Source organism: Nocardia nova NBRC 15556 (assembly GCF_001613005.1).
In the GTDB taxonomy this organism is placed as follows: domain Bacteria; phylum Actinomycetota; class Actinomycetes; order Mycobacteriales; family Mycobacteriaceae; genus Nocardia; species Nocardia nova.
In genome coordinates, this window is sequence record NZ_BDBN01000020.1 from 99,840 (window position 1) to 116,723 (window position 16,884).

General features: G+C 68.6%; 19 protein-coding genes. 5 read left to right on the plus strand and 14 right to left on the minus strand.

The features are described 5' to 3' along the window. From NN2_RS08570 to NN2_RS08585, 4 genes are all read right to left on the minus strand, one after another. Positions 1 to 957, minus strand: coding sequence for an acyl-ACP desaturase (locus NN2_RS08570; RefSeq protein WP_063011996.1), 957 nt, complete (start codon positions 955 to 957; stop codon positions 1 to 3). Positions 958 to 966: 9 nt separating this feature from the next. Further along, on the minus strand, positions 967 to 1,731 hold the full coding sequence (locus NN2_RS08575) for a sigma 54 modulation/S30EA ribosomal C-terminal domain-containing protein (RefSeq protein ID WP_063011997.1): 765 nt from the start codon (positions 1,729 to 1,731) through the stop codon (positions 967 to 969). A gap of 147 nt (positions 1,732 to 1,878) precedes the next feature. Next, positions 1,879 to 2,490: a malonic semialdehyde reductase gene (locus NN2_RS08580; RefSeq protein WP_063011998.1), complete on the minus strand. Its 612-nt coding sequence runs from the start codon at positions 2,488 to 2,490 to the stop codon at positions 1,879 to 1,881. 32 nt (positions 2,491 to 2,522) lie between these two features. Beyond that, positions 2,523 to 2,942, minus strand: coding sequence for a nuclear transport factor 2 family protein (locus tag NN2_RS08585; protein WP_063012094.1), 420 nt, complete (start codon positions 2,940 to 2,942; stop codon positions 2,523 to 2,525). Positions 2,943 to 3,128: 186 nt separating this feature from the next. Here NN2_RS08585 and NN2_RS08590 point away from each other — a divergent pair, with 186 nt between their 5' ends. Continuing rightward, entirely contained in the window at positions 3,129 to 3,911 is a 783-nt protein-coding gene (locus NN2_RS08590; RefSeq protein ID WP_063012000.1) for an SDR family NAD(P)-dependent oxidoreductase, read from the plus strand. 15 nt (positions 3,912 to 3,926) lie between these two features. After that, complete coding sequence (locus tag NN2_RS08595) at positions 3,927 to 4,433, plus strand: acetyl-CoA carboxylase biotin carboxyl carrier protein (RefSeq protein ID WP_082856826.1); 507 nt, start codon at positions 3,927 to 3,929, stop codon at positions 4,431 to 4,433. Here the strand turns inward: NN2_RS08595 and NN2_RS08600 are convergent, their stop codons facing one another. After that, positions 4,434 to 4,823, minus strand: coding sequence for a lipocalin-like domain-containing protein (locus NN2_RS08600; protein ID WP_082856827.1), 390 nt, complete (start codon positions 4,821 to 4,823; stop codon positions 4,434 to 4,436). Between the two features lie 29 nt (positions 4,824 to 4,852). Next, the gene (locus NN2_RS08605; RefSeq protein ID WP_063012004.1) at positions 4,853 to 5,347 is read right to left on the minus strand and encodes a luciferase domain-containing protein; all 495 of its coding nucleotides are present in this window, start codon (positions 5,345 to 5,347) and stop codon (positions 4,853 to 4,855) included. A gap of 93 nt (positions 5,348 to 5,440) precedes the next feature. Between NN2_RS08605 and NN2_RS08610 the strand changes: the two genes are divergently transcribed. Next, positions 5,441 to 5,812 carry a winged helix-turn-helix transcriptional regulator gene (locus NN2_RS08610; protein WP_030515846.1) on the plus strand — a complete coding sequence of 124 codons (372 nt, stop codon included), beginning with the start codon at positions 5,441 to 5,443 and terminating at the stop codon, positions 5,810 to 5,812. On the opposite strand, the gene NN2_RS08615 is transcribed toward NN2_RS08610, so the two are convergent. The 7 genes from NN2_RS08615 to NN2_RS08645 are packed head-to-tail and all read right to left on the minus strand — an operon-like array spanning position 5,791 to position 12,523. Then, on the minus strand, positions 5,791 to 6,552 hold the full coding sequence (locus NN2_RS08615) for an alpha/beta fold hydrolase (RefSeq protein ID WP_063012006.1): 762 nt from the start codon (positions 6,550 to 6,552) through the stop codon (positions 5,791 to 5,793). The genes NN2_RS08610 and NN2_RS08615 overlap by 22 nt on opposite strands. Before the next feature lie 25 nt (positions 6,553 to 6,577). Beyond that, the gene (locus NN2_RS08620; protein ID WP_063012008.1) at positions 6,578 to 7,861 is read right to left on the minus strand and encodes an FAD-dependent oxidoreductase; all 1,284 of its coding nucleotides are present in this window, start codon (positions 7,859 to 7,861) and stop codon (positions 6,578 to 6,580) included. Then, positions 7,858 to 8,790 (minus strand): MBL fold metallo-hydrolase, encoded by a 933-nt coding sequence (locus NN2_RS08625; protein ID WP_063012010.1) that lies wholly within the window; start codon positions 8,788 to 8,790, stop codon positions 7,858 to 7,860. Before NN2_RS08625 ends, NN2_RS08620 begins: the two co-directional genes overlap by 4 nt. After that, a complete protein-coding gene (locus NN2_RS08630; protein ID WP_063012012.1) occupies positions 8,787 to 9,737 on the minus strand; it encodes an aromatase/cyclase in 951 nt (316 codons plus the stop codon). Before NN2_RS08630 ends, NN2_RS08625 begins: the two co-directional genes overlap by 4 nt. Beyond that, the gene (locus NN2_RS08635; RefSeq protein ID WP_030515841.1) at positions 9,734 to 9,991 is read right to left on the minus strand and encodes an acyl carrier protein; all 258 of its coding nucleotides are present in this window, start codon (positions 9,989 to 9,991) and stop codon (positions 9,734 to 9,736) included. Before NN2_RS08635 ends, NN2_RS08630 begins: the two co-directional genes overlap by 4 nt. 52 nt (positions 9,992 to 10,043) lie before the next feature. Continuing rightward, a complete protein-coding gene (locus NN2_RS08640) occupies positions 10,044 to 11,258 on the minus strand; it encodes a ketosynthase chain-length factor (RefSeq protein ID WP_063012014.1) in 1,215 nt (404 codons plus the stop codon). Continuing rightward, entirely contained in the window at positions 11,255 to 12,523 is a 1,269-nt protein-coding gene (locus tag NN2_RS08645) for a beta-ketoacyl-[acyl-carrier-protein] synthase family protein (RefSeq protein WP_063012016.1), read from the minus strand. The genes NN2_RS08640 and NN2_RS08645 overlap by 4 nt, the downstream gene beginning before the upstream one ends. A gap of 213 nt (positions 12,524 to 12,736) precedes the next feature. Between NN2_RS08645 and accA the strand changes: the two genes are divergently transcribed. Beyond that, positions 12,737 to 14,413 (plus strand): acetyl-CoA carboxylase carboxyl transferase subunit alpha, encoded by a 1,677-nt coding sequence (accA, locus tag NN2_RS08650; RefSeq protein ID WP_156511278.1) that lies wholly within the window; start codon positions 12,737 to 12,739, stop codon positions 14,411 to 14,413. A 14-nt stretch (positions 14,414 to 14,427) separates the two neighbouring features. After that, positions 14,428 to 15,786, plus strand: coding sequence for an acetyl-CoA carboxylase biotin carboxylase subunit (locus NN2_RS08655; RefSeq protein WP_063012020.1), 1,359 nt, complete (start codon positions 14,428 to 14,430; stop codon positions 15,784 to 15,786). Between the two features lie 11 nt (positions 15,787 to 15,797). Here the strand turns inward: NN2_RS08655 and NN2_RS08660 are convergent, their stop codons facing one another. Continuing rightward, positions 15,798 to 16,661, minus strand: coding sequence for an AfsR/SARP family transcriptional regulator (locus NN2_RS08660; protein ID WP_081879522.1), 864 nt, complete (start codon positions 16,659 to 16,661; stop codon positions 15,798 to 15,800). Positions 16,662 to 16,884: the final 223 nt, after the last annotated feature.

Sequence of the window (16,884 nt, forward strand, 5' to 3'; positions counted from 1 at the left end):
TCAGGCGCGGGCCCGCTCGCGGGCCAGGGATCGATCGCGGTGCTCCTCGAAGCGCGGGATCTGCACCAGTTCCATATTCTCCAGGAAGGCGCCCAGTCGTTCCCGGGCCTGTTCGCCGCGTGGGCCGAAGTCGTTGCGGCCGAAGATGTTCCATTGCCGGATCACCGGTTCGAGCACGTCCTCGTAGTGCTGGCGCAGATCGTAGACGCCATGTTTGGCCATCAGCACTCCGTTGCGGCGGAAGTTGGGCATTCCGGCGCCGGGCATCTTGAAGTTCTCGACGATGAGGTCGATGGCCGTCATCGCCTGATCGGGAACGAGATCCAACGCGGCGGCGCACATGGTGCGGTAGAAGATCATGTGCAGGTTCTCGTCGAGCGCGACGCGCTGCAGCATGCGGTCGGCGATCGGGTCGTCGCACACCTTGGCGGTGTTGCGGTGGCTGACGCGGGTGGCCAGTTCCTGAAAGCTCACGTACGCAACCGAATACAGGAATCCCGCTTCACCGTCGAGCAGCCGGGCCACCCCCGGGGTGAAGCCGTTGGTCATATGGGTCATGCGGGTGTTCTCGAGCGCGACCGGGTCGACGCCGCGGGTGACCACGAGATAGTCGCGCAGCACGACGGAGTGGCGGTTCTCCTCGGCGGTCCAGCGGCCCACCCAGGTTCCCCAGGCGCCGTCCTGGGAGAAGTTCTCGGCGATCTCGCGGTGGTAGGAGGGCAGGTTGTCCTCGGTGAGCAGGTTGGTCACCAGCGCCGCCTTCGCCACCTCGCTGAGCGTGGATTGCCCGGGCTCCCAATCGGTTCCGCCCAGCATCGCGAAGTTGCGACCGGCGTCCCACGGGACGTAGTCGTGTGGATGCCACTCCTTGACCATCGACAGATGCCGGTCCAGTGCCGTGGCGGCGACCGGTTCGAGTTCGGTGAGGATTTCCCGTTGTGTCAACTCTCGTGCCACGCTGGTGATCTACCTTTCCGTGTCGAATGCGACCTCGGCACAGGGTGTGACGAGGGTGAGATCCGCGTCGTAGCGGCGGTACAACAGATGTCCGCGCCCGGTGCAGGCGTCGATGTGGAACAGGAAGGGCAGGCCGTGCTCGCACAGCCGCTCCACCGCCGCGGATTCGGTGAGGATGGGTGTCGGACGCGAGTGCACGGTGAAGATCCGGCCGCCGGTATCGGAGGGCGGATGCATCCGAGATCGGCGCGCCAGCCGTAGTCCCGAGGGGCCGGCCCGGTAGACGGCGGCATCCTCACCGGTTTCGGCGTCGACGAACAGGTGCACGTCGAAGTCGAGCGTGTCCATCATCGCCGCGGCCGACTTCGGGCGCAGGGTGTCGAGAGGGAATGCCTTGCGGCGCACTATCTTTCCGACGCCGGGGTCGGCCAGCGCCGGTCGGGCCGGATCCGGCCACTCCCGGACGGCCGGGTCGGTGAGCTGCCGTTCCAGCCGGACCACCACCGACAGCACCTCGTGGGGCTCGCGGGTGCGCACCTGCATCCGGACCGGGCGATCGGGTAGTGCGAGATTCACTTGGACCAGCAGGGATTCGGTCTCACCGGGAGCGGCGGTCACCCGCACCTGGGCGCCGCCGGTGACGCTGTGGCGCGCCAGCAGCCGGCCCACCGCCCCGGCCACGCGTTCGGCCTCGAGTGCGGGGACCGGCCCGCGGGTGAAGATGACGATGTCCGGGAACGCTGCCGACGACCATGCCTGAGATTCCCGCAACACCCGCTCGCCCTCTTTCGCTCACCCGGCCCGTTTCGACGCACGACAACTGTGCCGACGCGGAGGATGGCGCCCAAGGGCCGAAAGTCCCTTCGAGGAAGCACGAAATGCCCGATCGGAAATTCCGATCGGGCTTCGGGCGGGCGGAGGTCAGACGGTTGTGACGACCTGGTCGTAGTCCAGCCGCGGGGAGCGCGGGTACCAGGCGTCGGGGCCCGGCTTGCCGATATTGACCACGACCAGGGCGCTGTGCGTGCCCTCGGGGAAGAACTCCTTGTCGACACCGGCGGCGTCGAACCCGTTCATCGGGCCGGCGGCCAGCCCCGCCGCGCGGATGCCGAGGATGAAGTAGCCCACCTGGATCAGCGCGTTGAACCGTGCCGATTCGGCCCGGTAGTCGTCGTCGGCGAAGTAGTCCTTGGCGTCGGGTGCGTGCGGGAAGACCTTCGGCAGGTGGTCGTGGAAATTCAAATCGGCGGCCAGGATCGCGGTCAGCGGCGCCTTCTCGGTCTTGGGCTTGTTGTTGTCGAGCATGTGCTCGACGAGGGCGGCGCGGGCCTCGGCGCCGCGGACCAGCACGATGCGCAGCGGCTGCTGATTCATCGAGGTCGGAGCGTATTTGACCAGGTCGTAAATGTCGCGGATCTGCTCGTCGCTCACCGGCTCGTCGGTGAAGGTGTTGGCGGTGCGGGCCGTGCGGAACAGCAGGTCCTGGGCTTCGGCCGCGAGGGTGAGGTGGGTGGTGGGCTCAGCGGTGCTCACAGCGTAACTCCTTGTCGGGGTTGCGGTTTCGGTCAGTCGTGGGTGACGCGGCGGGCGCGGGTGCGCAGTTCACCGTCGATGCGGACGAGGACGTCGTGCACCACACAGCTCGGCGCGATCTCCGGCGCCGCGCCGGGCCGGATCTTGACCACCAGGCAGTACATCGTGGCGACGATGCTGCCGTCGTCGTGCGGGGAGAGGTTGATCATGTTGAACCAGTGCCGGCGCTGCATCGGATCGCTGTCGAAGCGCTTGTGGAACTCCACCAGATCCGACACGATCCCGGCGCGGGTGCGTGCGGGCGGGCGGCCGGGTGTGTGCTCGAACTCGGCGTCCTCGGTGAAGGTTTCGGCGTAGCCGGTGATGTCGCGGTTGTCCAAGCGCTGCATCTGATCGGCGTAGAACTGCTGGACCTCGGCGTACAGCTCGGCGCGGCTGGCGACAGTGGTCATGGACGGCTCCTCGGAAGACGGTGTGGCCGCCGGGATTCCGGGCGGACCTCGATCGCGCTCCACGGTCGCCGACGGCGCTCGAGATTCGGTCGAGCCCGCACCGGTTTGACCGGTCTTATAGGGCCTTTCGCGACGCTGGTGGCCGGACGGGCCGGCGTAACCGGATCCAGCACCGATGGAGGAGATATGGCGGACAGTCAGCGCGTGGCGCTGGTCAGCGGAGCGACCAGCGGGATGGGCTTGCAGATCACGAAAAACCTGGCGGCACAGGGTGTTGCGGTGTTCATCTGTGCCCGGGACGAGCAACGGGTGGCCGATACGGCCAAGCAGTTGCAGGACGACGGATTCGCGGTGGACGGAGTGGGCTGCGACGTTCGCGACGCCGACCGGATCCGGGAGTACGTCGACGCCGGGGTACGGCGGTTCGGGCCGGTCGACATCCTGGTCAACAACGCCGGCCGCAGCGGCGGCGGCGTGACCGCGCAGATCGCGGACGAGCTGTGGCTCGATGTGATCGAAACCAACCTGCACAGCGTCTTCTACGCCACCAAGGCCGCGCTCACCGCCGGTGGCATGCTCGAGCGGGGCAGCGGCCGGATCGTCAACATCGCCTCGACCGGCGGTAAGCAGGGTGTGCTTCACGGCGCGCCCTATTCGGCCTCCAAGCACGGGGTCGTCGGCTTCACCAAGGCGCTGGGGCTGGAGCTGGCCAAGACCGGGATCACGGTCAACGCGGTCTGCCCCGGATTCGTGGAAACGCCTATGGCCGAACGGGTTCGGGAGGTGTATTCGGGTCTGTGGGGTGTCGACACCGACGAGGTGCACGCGCGGGTGAGCGCCCGGGTGCCGATCGGCCGCTATGTCCAGGTCGACGAGGTGGCCGCGATGGTCGACTACCTGATCTCGCCGGCCGCCGCCGCCGTGACCGCACAGGCATTGAATGTCTGTGGCGGCCTGGGCAACTACTGACCGCGGAGCGCCGTCATGACAGCAATGGACGAAAACGTCACGCCCACACCGGAACTCGACGCCGCCCAGCACGACTACCTGCAGATACTCGACGCCATCCAGTCGGGTGCGCTGCGGCTGCTGGCCGGCTTTCCCGCCCAGCCCAGCGGCCTGCGGATCCAGGTCGGTGAGGTGACCGTGGAGGCACAGTGGCCGCAGGGCTCGGGGGAGGCGGGCGTGAGTGCCGGGGCAGCACCAGCACCGGCAATCGCAACCGGCGTCGCGACCGAGGTGGCGGTGACCGATCCGGTGATCCGCGCACCCAGTGTGGGTGTGTTCTATCGGAGCCCGCAGCCCGGTGCCGAGCCGTTCGTGGCGGTCGGCGACCGGGTGTCGCCAGGGCGTCAGGTCGGCATCGTGGAGGCGATGAAGCTGATGATCCCGGTGACGGCCGAGGTGGGCGGGGTCGTCACCGCGATCCTCAAACAGGACGGGGAATCCGTGCAATTCGACGAACCTCTGTTGTCGTACTCGCCGGAGTGATCAGCACGGGCGGGCGGACCTGCGCCAGGTGAGAATGCGGCGCTGGGTCCGCCCGTCCACTTGTGCGGCGCCGATCAGCGTCAGCACGTCACCGTCGAGGGACATCTGGCGTACCTGCTCGGTGCCGGCCCAGGCGGGATTGGAGCAGACGCTGATCGCGTGCACCACTGCCTTTCCCGCCGTGCGCCAGGTTCCGGCGTAGCCCATGAACGTGTTCGCGGCGGTGGTTTCACCGGTGCGCATCATGCTCACCGAGACGGAGCCCTGTGCGGTGTAGATGAGCAGACCGCGCGGCGCCGGACCCAGTGGCCCTTCGCTGCGCACGTCCGCGTCGTCGATGTCGTAGTAGGACGCCAGTTCCCAGGTGCCGACGAGATCAGTCGCAGTCATGGTCCTCACGATGCGTGCCGCCGCTCGAATCATGCTCGAGCGTTCCCGCGGGCGTAGTCGTAGGAGGCGCGTACCAGCTGCCAGACCTGTTCCAGTTCGTCGGCGTCGCGCGGGCCGTAGACCATCAGCAGCGTCGCCGGCAGGACGCCGGCGCGGGCCATCGGATGCTGTTCGGCCCAGCCGGCCGAAACGGCTTCGGCGGCAGCGGTTTCCGGCAGGCGCAGATGCAGGCTGCCGTCGGCGTGCCCGTGCAGGTGGGCGAATTCGGTGCCGGCCAGGAAGGCGTCCTCGGGGCCGTGCGCGTGATCGGGGTGCAGATGCAGGGCGCGGGTGTCGGGCAGCGAGACCGTACTGCGGGCGGCCAGCACACCCTCGAGTGTGGCCATGCGCGCCCACAGCGCTTCCTGGAGCCGGACGTCCGGATTCTGGGTGAGCTGCTGATGCGGATTGTGTGGCCGGGTGAGCGGGCGTTCGCCGCGCCGCCGGGGCAGGCGAAGGTTTCCGTGTGGTGCCGTCGCAGTCATCACTGTGCTCCTCTCGCGCCGGTGAAGGCTTCTGGTCACACAGTAGTTTCCAAAGTATAGTAGTTACCAAATGGAAAGTGCCCAGGAGTGCCCATGACGCCCGTCACGCCGCCGCCCGTCGCGGATCCGTGCCCGATCTCCCCGGTGGTCGACCTGTTCTTCGGCCGCTGGTCCACCCAGGTGCTGTGGGTGCTGATCCACGACGGGCGGATGCGTTTCAACGAAGTGCAGCAACGCATTCCGGGCGTCACGCCCAAGGTGCTGACCCAGCGGCTGCGCCAGCTCGAACGCGACGGCCTGGTGCAGCGCACCTACCACCCCGAGGTCCCCCCTCGCGTCGAGTACGCGGCCACCGCGCTGGCCGGCACCCTCACTCCGTTGTTCGACGGTCTCGCGCGGTGGTCGAACGAGCACCTGGCGGAGGTGCTGGCGGCTCGTGCCGCCTACGACGCGGGCGACGGCTGAGACGCGAATTTCAACAGCAGCCCGGCGAATTCACGCGGCATGGTGATCATGCAGTCGTGCCCGGTCGGCAGGATCTCGAGCCGTTCGGCGGGCAGGTCGGCCGGGGGAAGGGTCCGCGGCATCGCCGCGCGCATCGCCTTGAAGGCCTCGCCGCCCTCACTGCAGTGGATGTGGGTGACGGGAACGAGTGCCAGGGAGTCCGGATTGCGCAGCGTCAGCGGCTGGTGGAACGTCTTCAGCGACTGGGCCGTCAGCATCGAGGCCACCCAGCTCAGGTCGGGTTCCTCGGTGACGCCGTTGATTCCGCTGTCACCCATCGGCTCGGTCGGCGGGGGCACGCGCCAGCCGTCTCCCACGGCGGCGGCCGCGGTGGTGAACGCCTCGACCATCTCCGGCATGATGTCGGCAACGGCTTCGCCGTCTCGTGGCACGAAGGTATCCACGTAGATCAGCTCGGCGATGCGGTCCGGGAACCGATCCGCGAGCGCGGTGACGACGATCCCGGCATAGCTGTGGCCCACCAGGATCAACTCCCGCAGATCCTCGGCGACGATCAGCTCGGCGAGATCGTCGACGTGGGTGTCGAGTCCCACGTCGGGGGTGAGCTCGTCGGCGCGTTCGCCCATGCCGGCGAGTGAGGGCGCGAAGACACGGTGGCCGGCCGCAGTGAGCAGCGGGGTAACCCGCTGCCAGGCCCAGCCGCCGTGAAACGCGCCGTGAACGAGGAGATAGGTCGACACGACAGGTCCTCCTGGGTGCTCGAAACTAGGTACCGGAAACGATGAGATGGTCGCCGTGGGCCGGCGGGACGTGCTCGGGCCGGATCCCGAGGCCGATCACCCGTGCCACCACGTGTGAGAGTCCGGGGAAGCGACGCAGCAGCCGGGCCAGCAGCGGCTTGTCGGTGCTGGGTCCTCCGGCGTTCGGATACAGGTCGGCGAGCAGGCGCAATTGCGCGAATTGCACCACCTGCATGGGGAATTCGCGGCGGCGCTGCACCGCGCGCAACTGTGCGAGACTCGGCATGCCGCCCGCGGCCAGTGTGGGCGCCAGCAGCCGCGCGGCGGCGACGGCGTCCTGGACCGCGAGGTTGATACCGACACCGCCCGCCGGCGACATCGCGTGCGCGGCATCACCGATCGCCAGCAGGCCGGGCCGGCACCAGTGCCGCAGCCGGTCCACCCGCACATCGAGCGGCTTCACATCGTCCCAGTCGCGAATCGCGGCCTCGAGCCCCGGCGCCAGCACCGGATAGATGGTCGCGAGCTGCGCCCGGAACCTGGGCAGCCCACCGGCCCGGATCGCCTCGAATCCGCCTTTGGGGATCATGTAGGCGACCTGCAGGTAGTCGCCGCGATCGATGCAGACGATGAAGAAGCCCTTGCCGCTGCGAACCGTCGGCAGGCTCTCGCCCGCGGGTTTGCCCACCCGGAACCACAACACGTCCATCGGCGCCCGGCTCGCCGCCACCGCGAGCGCGCCGCTGGTGCGCACCAGCGAATTGCGTCCGTCGGCGGCGATCACGAGGCGGGCCCGGACCTCGAGCGGACCGTCCGGGGTGGCGGCGCGCACGCCGGTGACGGTGCCACCGGACTCGCGCAGTTCGGTGACCTCCGCCCGTTGCAGCAGACGGAATCCCGGATACCGGCGACCGGTTTCGGCTAGGAAGTTCAACACGTCCCACTGCGGCATGAACGCCACGAACGGAAACGGGCCGGGCAGCCGGCGGAAGTCGGCGAACACGACCGGTCCCATCGCGGTCGCCATCGGCAGCTGCGGTGTCCGCACATGCGGCAGCCGGAGAAACTCCTCGGCGAGCCCGAGCTCGTCCATCACCGTCAGCGTCGACGGATGCACCGTGTCACCGCGGAAGTCGCGCAGGAAGTCCGGATGTTTCTCCAGCACGAGAACTTTCGCTCCGGACCGGGCCAGCAGCACACCGGCGACCAGTCCCGCCGGTCCGCCGCCCACCACACACACATCCACGGTCTCGGCCGTGTCCGTTTCCCGCTCGGCTGTGCCGGCCTCTCGCTCGCTGCGCTCGCTCATGCCAGGCACGCCGGTAACCGGCCGTCGTTGTAGCCGACCATCTCGTCGAAGATGGCGAGCACGTCCAGCGGCGCCCCCGGTGCCGCGCCGTCGGCCTCGGCATACGCGCGATGCAGATTGCCGACCACCCGTTCGGCATCCACCAGATCGGCGAACTCGCCGGGATCGGCCTCGAGGGCGATGCCGAGCGGAGTCAGCCCCAATGCCCGGCCGTCGAGCGCCAACCTGAGGATCCACTCCAGATACCGGATCGTCTGATCGAAGATCTCCGGTCCGGTGACCGGACCATGGCCCGCCACAACGGTTTCCGCGCCCAGCCCGGCCAGCGTCCGGACCGCGGCGAGGGTGCCCTCGACCGAACCGAACAAGCAGAACGGCGCCGCGCCCGACATCACCAGATCCCCGGCGAACAGCACCTTCTCCGCGGGCAGCCATGCCACCACGTCGTTGGTGGTGTGCGCCGCCGGACCCGGATGGATCAGCTCGACCCGCCGGTCGCCGACGTGCAGCGTCAGCCGGTCGGAGAAGGTGACCGAGGGTGGCGTGACTCGCACGTCGCCCCACCGGACCTGCGGCCACAACTGCGTCAGGGCCAGCCCGGTCTCGATCATCTCGGCGCGGATCCGGTCGTGTCCGATGAGCACCGCGGCGGGTCCGAACAGATGGTTGCCGAAGTTGTGGTCGCCGTGGTGATGGGTGTTGACCACGGTGCGCGCCGGCCCGCCGGCGACCCGATCCACGTGCTGGATCAGGCCGCGGGTGCGATCCTCGGTGGCGAGCGTGTCGATCACCAGCGCACCGTCGGGCCCGGCGACCACGCCGGCGTTGCTGACGCACCAGCCCCCGTGGCCGTGGGTGTAGGCGAAGACACCTTCGGCCACCTCCTGCACCACCGGTTCTGCCAGGCGCGGACTTCCGGTCGCCGTCATGACGGGGTTTTCGCGGAGTCGGCGCGGCGGGCCGCGATGTATCGCACCGCGCACAGCAGGGTGTTGCGGCTGTTGGTGCCGAGGGCCTCGCCCAGATAGGCGCGCGCCTCGGCGAGTCCGGTTCCGGGACCGAGGATTTCACGCGCGGCGGCGGGGTTGATCGCCACCGTGTGGCGAGCGGTGACCACCACGCCGGCGGGATCGTCGGCGAATTCCCAGGCGCCGCTGTGCCCGAACAGCATCGCGGGCGGCAGCTGCTGTTTGTAGTCGATGCGTTCGGCCGGGACACAGATCCGGATCGACCGGGTGGTGTGCGGTATACCGCCTTCGGTGACGGTGTCCATCTCCATCAGCTGCACCCCGTCGGCGTCCTCGGTGAGATCCACCCGGCCGACGTGCGGAACGTGCTCGGGCCAGCGGTCGCTGTGATAGACGAACTCGTAGAGCTCGGCTGCCGTCGCCTCGAGGGTCACGCGATCTTCGAAGGTGACGATGATGTCGTCGACCGGATGCCCCAGCTCGGCGATCCGCGCCAGCGCCGCCAGCTCGGCCACGCTGTTGCGGTCGACCGCGCCGGTGATCTCGTCCGGATCCACACCGTCGGCCACGGTGAAGTGGTGATCGAGGGTGACAGTCGTTGTGCGCGGGCCGGTTTCGTCGAACGTCCACTGCCCGCCCATGGAGGCGATCGGCGCCCGGCTGCGTTCCTGCTCGAAGGTGATGCGGCGGCCGGCGGGGTCCAGGGTCCGGCGCGAGGTCCAGTCGGTGACCTGCCCGTTCACCGTCGCCCACAGCCGAAACCGTTCCTCGTCGGCGCCGCGGTGCAGATGCCGCACCAGCACACTGGGTTCGAAGATCACCGGCCAGCGCCCGACATCGGCGACCAGCCCGTAGACCTCGTCCGCGGGCGCCTCGACGACACGGGTGTGAGTCGTGCGGATGGTCATGCCACACCCGCCAGCTGCTGGTTGACGATGTCGATCAGCTCCTGCGGAGTCTTGACGTCGATGAGCTGTTCCTCGGGAACCGTCACCCCGAACTCGCGCTGGATACGCGAGGCGGTTTCGATCAGTGCCAGTGAGTCGTAGCCGAGCTCCTCGAACTCGACCTCGGCGATGTCACCGGCGAGTTCGGGGGCGTCCTCGTCGCCGCCGGCGCAGGCCACGAGGATTCGGCGCAGGGTGTCGATGGTGATGGTCATGATCTGCTCCTGAGTGCATTCGAAGGGATGGTGCGATTGCTGTGCTGCGGGGTCAGCGCGGGTGCGCGCGGACGACCACCGCGGAGTTGAAACCCCACCGGCCGCGCGCGAGCACCAATCCGGCGCCGAGGTCGGCCGAACGCGGTTCGCCGCGGACCAGATCGATCCGGCATCCGTCGGCGAGTTCGGTGGTGGCCACGGTCGGCGGGATCACCGCGTCGCGCATGGCCAGCAGGCAGGTGACGATGTCGAGGGGGCCCGCGCCGGAGAACAGCCGCCCGGTGAGCGGTTTCGTGGCGGTCACCGGGACCCCGCCCGGTCCGAAGACGGCCTCGAGGGCCGCCGCCTCGGCACGGTCGGCGTCGGGGACACCGGCGGCGTCGGCGAAGACGACATCGATGTCGTCGCTGCGCAGTCCGGCATCGGCGAGTGCCAGCTCGATGGCCCGTTGCAGTCCCGGCGGGCGCGGCGAACCCGGCGGCGGATCGAAAGTCTGCGCGTAGCCGGCGATTTCGCCGTAACAGTCGGGCACGCCCCGGGCCTGGGCCGCCGCGGCATCCTCGAGGACCAGCATGGCTCCGCCCTCGCCCGGCACGTTGCCCGCCGCCTGCGCGTCGAACGGCAGATAGGCGCGCGCGGGATCGGTTGCGGTACTGACCGTTCCGGCCGCGATGTGGGAGACCCAGCCCCACGGGTCGAGCGCCGAATCGACGCCGCCGGTGACGACCAGGGGTGTGCCGCGGCGCACGGTGCGCCGGGCGTGGCCGACGGCGTCCAGGCCGCCGGCCTGATCGGCGACCAGCGCACTGCTCGGTCCCCGCATGCCGTGCCGGATCGAGATCTGGCCGGTGTTCACCGCGTAGAACCAGGCGAACGACTCGTACACGCTCACGTGCTCGGAGCCGCGCGACCACAGCTTGTTGAATTCGCGGTGGGTGAATTCGAAACCGCCGGAAGCGTTTCCGGTGACCACGCCCATGCCGTAGTCGGTGAGTGCGGTGGGGTCGACCTTCGCGTCGTCGAGTGCCCACTGGGCGGCCACCAGTGCCATCCGGGTGGAGACGTCGGTCTGCGGCAGCAGCCGGCTCGGCAGGTATTTGCCGGCGTCGAACTCGGCCACCTGGCCGGCGAGTGTCGCACCGGACCCGGTGGTGTCGAAGCGGGTCAGCGGCGCGATCGCCCCGCGGCCCGCCAGCACGGCGTCCCAGAAGTGGTCCAGGCCCAGCCCGTTGGGCGCCACCACGCCCATTCCCGTCACGACGCTCATGCCGGCACCCCCTGCGGGCGGCGCAGCACCATCGCGCTCTGGAAGCCGCCGAAACCGCTGCCGACGCTGAGTACCGTGTCGATGCGGTGGTCGCGGGCGGTGAGCGGGACGTAGTCGAGATCGCATTCCGGATCCGGCTCGTGCAGATTGGCCGTCGGTGGCACCACCTGGTGCTGCAGCGCGAGCAGGCAGGCCGCGATCTCCACCGAGCCGATCGCGCCCAGCGAATGCCCCACCATCGATTTGATCGAACTCATGGGCGTGCGGTAGGCGTGCTCGCCGAGACTGCGCTTCACCGCGGCGGTTTCGTGGCGATCGTTCTGGCGGGTGCCCGAGCCGTGCGCGTTGACGTAGTCGACGGCGGTGGGATCGACCCGCGATTCGTCGAGGGCCACCCGGATCGCCTCGGCCATCTCGCGGCCGTCGGCCTTGAGGCCGGTCATGTGGTAGGCGTTGCAGCGCGTCGCGTAGCCGGTGATCTCGGCGTAGATGTGCGCGCCGCGGCGGCGGGCGCTGTCGTACTCCTCGAGCACGAACATCGCCGCGCCTTCGGCGAGAACGAAACCGTTGCGGGAGTTGTCGAACGGGCGCGAGGCGTGCTCGGCATCGTCGTTGCGCGGCGTGGTCGCCTTGATCGCGTCGAAGCAGGCCACCACGATCGGTGTGATAGGGGTATCGGCGGCGCCGGCCAGCACCACGTCGGCGGAGCCTTCACGGATCAACTGCACCGCGTGCCCGACCGAGTCGAGCCCGGAGGTGCACCCGTTGGACACCATGGCGACCGGCCCCTCGGCGCCCACACTCCACGCCACCTCGGCCGGCATCACACTCGGCACCATGTAGTCGAACATGTAGGGCGAGACGTGCTTCTCGTCGACCACCCAGTTGCGGCCGGAGTCCGACAGCACCAGATATTCCTGTTCCAGGCTCGTCGCGGCGGCCACGGCACTGCCGAGGCTGACGCCGACGCGCTGCGGATCGAGCGCATCCACGGTGAGGCCGCTGTCGGCGACCGCTTCCCGGGCACACACCACCGCGAACTGCGCGGCGCGGTCCATGCGGCGAATCTCCCTGGGTGACAGCCCTTCCCGGGCCGCGTCGAAATCGGCTTCGCCGGCCACCTGCGACCGGTAGGGCGAGGCGTCGAAGAAGCTGATCCGGCGGGTGGCGGTGCGCCCCTCCGAGAGCAATTTCCAGAATTCGTCCTTGCCGTTACCGCCGGGCGCACGAACTCCGAGCCCGGTCACGACGACACGACGGTTCATAACGAACCTCCGAATGCATTGGCGTACACAGCTGTTGTCCCTTCTCGCCGAAGAGTCCCGAAAGTCCCCGAGATCACGATCAGGGTGAAGCGGGCCGCTCTAGCCCCGCTCGAGCAGCGCTATCGAGCTGTCCTCGAGGGCGCCGCGCGAACCTGGGCACACCGGACGCTGCGGTCCGGCTGACCGTGGCCGATCGAGCACAGGAGACACCCCGTGAAGACGCCGCCAAGCTCCCACACCGCGGACTGGGTACTGTGCCCGGGCTGCCGGATTCCGCTGTATCGCAAGCGTTTCGAGCGAGACCTGGGCGTGTGCGGCGAATGTGGCCGGCACACCACCCTGTCCGCCGAGCAGCGATTGCGCCAGCTGGCCGACGAGGGCCGGTTCGAGCCGCTGCCCATCGCCGGCACCGAGGACGACCCGCTGAACTTCCACGACGTCGTGCCGTATGCCGATCGGCTGGCCGGCGCGCGGGCGCGCACTGGACTACGCGACGCGGTCGTGTGCGCGACCGCCCGCATCGAGGGCTCCGCGGTCGTGATCGTCGCCATGGACTTCCGCTTCCTCGGCGGCAGCCTGGGCACCGCGGTGGGGGAGATGATCACGGTGGCGGCGGAATACGCCCTGACCGAACGCATTCCGCTGCTGCTGGTCACCGCCTCCGGCGGCGCCCGCATGCAGGAGGGGCCGCTGTCGCTGATGCAGATGGCCAAGACCAGCGCGGCGCTCGAGCAGCTCGATCGCGCGGGCATCCTCACCGTCAGCCTGATCACCGATCCGACCTACGGCGGTGTCGCCGCCTCGTTCGCGACGCTGACCGACGTGCTGATCGCCGAACCCGGCGCCCGGCTGGGCTTCGCCGGTCGCCGGGTCATCGAGCAGACGATCCGCCAGGAACTGCCGCCGCAGTTCCAGACCGCGGAATTCCTGCTCGAGCACGGCCTCATCGACATGATCGTGCCGCGGTCGGGCCTGCGCGCGACGCTGGGTTCGCTGCTGCGCATCGCGGGCCCGGTCGATCCCACCGGCGAACCGGGTGCGGCGGCCGGCATCGTCACCGATCCGCAGTCGCTGCCCGAGACCCAGGCGTGGGAGCAGGTCCACCGCGCGCGGCAGATCACCCGGCCGACGGCGCTGGACTATGTGGCGCTCGCGTTCGACGGATTCCTCGAACTGCGTGGTGACCGCATCGGCGCCGACTGTCCGGCGGTCGTCGGCGGACCGGCCTGGCTCGGCGACCAGCCGGTGATGGTGATCGGCCAGCAGAAGGGTCACGATCCCAAGGAGCTCATGGCCCGCAACTTCGGCATGCCGACGCCGCCGGGATATCGCAAGGCCGCCCGGCTCATGCGCCTGGCGGAAAAGCTCGGCCTGCCGGTCGTCACGCTCATCGACACGCCCGGCGCCTACCCGGGCGCGACCGCCGAGGAACAGGGCCAGGCCGTCGCCATCGCCGAGAACATCCGCCTGATGTCGGCCCTGCGCGTTCCGGTGATCAGTGTCGTGATCGGCGAGGGCGGCAGCGGCGGTGCGCTGGCGCTCGCGGTCGCCAACCGCGTGTTGATGCTGGCCGACTCGGTCTACTCGGTGATCAGCCCCGAAGGGTGTGCGGCCATCGTGTGGAACGACCCGAGCGCCTCGGCCGAAGCCGCTGCGGCACTGCACATCACGGCCCGCGACCTGTTGCGGCTGGGCATCGTCGACGGTGTACTGCCCGAGCTCGGCCACGACGATGCCCTGGCGCCGCACGCGGCGGCCGAGCGGCTGCACCGCGCCCTGGCCGAAACGCTGCAAGCCTTGATCGGGCGCAGCGGTGAGGAGCTGGCGGCGCAGCGGCGGGCCAGATTCCGTCGCTTCGGACTCCCCGTCGCCGCCCGCACGGCGGCGTGAGAGAGGCGGCGCGAATGTTCGACAAGATTCTGATCGCCAACCGCGGCGAGATCGCGTTGCGGGTGGCCCGCACCTGCCGGGAAATGGGCGTGCGCACGGTGGCGGTCTATTCGGCGGCCGACCACGATTCGGCGGTCGTGGATTTCGCCGACGAGGCCGTGCGGATCGGTCCGGCCGCGGCGAAACGCAGTTATCTCGACGCGGCCGCCATTCTGACGGCAGCTGAGATCACCGGCGCCGACGCCATCCACCCGGGCTACGGATTCCTTTCGGAATCACCCGATTTCGCCGATGCCTGCCGGGCCGCCGGGGTCACCCTCATCGGACCGCCCGCGGATGTCATGGCCGAGCTGGGCGACAAACAGTCGGCACGCACGCTGATGGCCAAGGCCGGGTTGCCGCTGCTGCCGGGCAGTCTCGACGCTCTCGAATTCGACGAGGCGCAGGCTCTCGCCGACCGGATCGGGTATCCGGTGATCATCAAGGCCGTCGCGGGCGGCGGCGGGCGCGGGATGGCGGTGGTGCACGACGGCGCCGATTTCGCCCGCGCCTACCGGGACACCCGGGCCACGGCCCGCATGCTCTTCGGCGACAGCCGGGTGTATGTCGAGCGGTATCTCGACCACGCCCGGCATGTGGAGGTGCAGGTGCTGTGTGACACCTTCGGAGCGGGTGTCCATCTCGGCGAGCGGGATTGCTCGGTGCAGCGCAGGCACCAGAAGCTGGTGGAGGAGTCACCGGCGCCGCGGCTGCCGGAGGGGCTGGCCGCGCGGATCGGCCGATCCGCGGTCGACGGGGTGCTCGCCGCCGGATACACCGGAGCCGGCACCGTCGAATTCCTGCTCGACTCGGCCGGCAACTATTACTTCATGGAGGTGAATTGCCGCATTCAGGTCGAACATCCGGTCACCGAAATGGTCACCGGTATCGATCTGGTCGCCGAGCAGATCAGGATCGCCGCCGGCGAACCGCTGGCATGGACGCAGGATCGCATTCAGCCGAAGGGGGCCGCGATCGAATGCCGGATCAATGCCGAGAATCCGGCGGCCGGATTCGCGCCGACACCCGCCACGATTTCCGAATTCACCGCGCCCGGCGGTCCGTTCACCCGAGTCGACACACATATCCGGGCGGGTTATTCGGTGCCGCCGAACTATGATTCGCTGCTCGCGAAAGTCATCGTGTGGGCGCCCGATCGCGATGCCGCGATAGCGCGGATGAACCGGGCGCTGACGGAATTCCGGGTCGAGGGCGAACGATTGTGCACCACTCGAGAATTTCTGCTGGACGTCCTCGATCATTCGAAATTCCGAGCCGGTACCCATACCACCGCCCTGGTGGAAGAAATGTTCGAGGGTACCGCCCCGGAATGAGGCCGGCCGGATCAGGCGGGCGTCGCGGAACGTTGCGCGCCCGCCTGCCAGCCGATCAGATATCCGGCATGGCGGCGCTCGAGCATCAGGGTCACCGATTCGTCGGAGGCGTTGAGAATGTCGCTGTGTAATCGGCGTAATTTCACACAGGGATCCAGGCCGAGTTCCCGCTGCAGTGAACGGGCGAATTCATGGTAGGACTCGAGAGCGCGATGCCGCCGGCCGGAACGGCACAGCGCGTACATGTAGTAGGCCTGCAGCCGTTCGTGCAGGGGTTGTTCCGCGGTCAGTCGTGCCAGGTCGGGGCAGACCTCGCGGAAGCGGCCCAGCCGCAGCTGCGCTTCGATTCGCAGTTCGAGGTCGGTCAGCCGCACCTGTTCCAGATGCGACAGCTCGGCCGACAGCGGCAGGCCGCTTTCCACGTCCAGCAGCGCCGGACCGGTCCACAGTGCTTCGGCCGCCGTGAACAGATCCACCGCGCGCATGTCGTCACCGGCATTCAGCGCGCAGCGGGCGGCGTCGGTCATCGTGCGATAGTCGCGCAAATCCAGGACACAGTCCTGGGCGTCGAACATATATCCCTTGCTCCAGGTGCGGAGATATCGGTCCGCGATCTCGCCCTGGTCCACATCCAGATATTGCGCCATCTTCTTCCGGATACCCAGAACATAGGTCTGCACGACCGTTATCGCGCTGCGCGGCGGATCGTCGTTCCACAGCTCTTCGATCAGGGTCGTGACCGGAACCACCGTCGAATGCCGAATCAACAACAAGGCCAGCAATTGCCGTTGCTTCTGTGCGGTCGGCGTCGCATTGCGATTGTCGAGGGCGAGAGTCAAAGGGCCCAGAACGCGGGCATACACAGGATTCGACACGTAGCGTCCCCTTGTAGCATGAATTGCTGTGCGGTGAGCGTGAAATCGTACGTCGCTGTAGACCGTTTCAGAGTACCGAGGGCATTGTGGCGAGACCGTAAACCCACTGTGATCATACCGTTAACGCCTTACGGCCGTCTTGTTCTCGCATATGTTTTCGCAGGTGAACAATAGTTTGGACGCTCGACCGGGTGGCTGCGGGCCGGTCGTCGGAACCGATTGC

Coding starts and splice junctions, on each gene's coding strand:
- NN2_RS08610 (WP_030515846.1), top strand. CDS start 5,441: ATGACGCCCGTCACGCCGCCGCCCGTCGCGGATCCGTGCCCGATCTCC.
- NN2_RS08595 (WP_082856826.1), top strand. CDS start 3,927: ATGACAGCAATGGACGAAAACGTCACGCCCACACCGGAACTCGACGCC.
- NN2_RS08600 (WP_082856827.1), bottom strand. CDS start 4,823: ATGACTGCGACTGATCTCGTCGGCACCTGGGAACTGGCGTCCTACTAC.
- NN2_RS08630 (WP_063012012.1), bottom strand. CDS start 9,737: ATGACCATCCGCACGACTCACACCCGTGTCGTCGAGGCGCCCGCGGAC.
- NN2_RS08585 (WP_063012094.1), bottom strand. CDS start 2,942: ATGACCACTGTCGCCAGCCGCGCCGAGCTGTACGCCGAGGTCCAGCAG.
- NN2_RS08655 (WP_063012020.1), top strand. CDS start 14,428: ATGTTCGACAAGATTCTGATCGCCAACCGCGGCGAGATCGCGTTGCGG.
- NN2_RS08645 (WP_063012016.1), bottom strand. CDS start 12,523: ATGAACCGTCGTGTCGTCGTGACCGGGCTCGGAGTTCGTGCGCCCGGC.
- NN2_RS08635 (WP_030515841.1), bottom strand. CDS start 9,991: ATGACCATCACCATCGACACCCTGCGCCGAATCCTCGTGGCCTGCGCC.
- NN2_RS08640 (WP_063012014.1), bottom strand. CDS start 11,258: ATGAGCGTCGTGACGGGAATGGGCGTGGTGGCGCCCAACGGGCTGGGC.
- NN2_RS08625 (WP_063012010.1), bottom strand. CDS start 8,790: ATGACGGCGACCGGAAGTCCGCGCCTGGCAGAACCGGTGGTGCAGGAG.
- NN2_RS08590 (WP_063012000.1), top strand. CDS start 3,129: ATGGCGGACAGTCAGCGCGTGGCGCTGGTCAGCGGAGCGACCAGCGGG.
- NN2_RS08605 (WP_063012004.1), bottom strand. CDS start 5,347: ATGACTGCGACGGCACCACACGGAAACCTTCGCCTGCCCCGGCGGCGC.
- NN2_RS08620 (WP_063012008.1), bottom strand. CDS start 7,861: ATGAGCGAGCGCAGCGAGCGAGAGGCCGGCACAGCCGAGCGGGAAACG.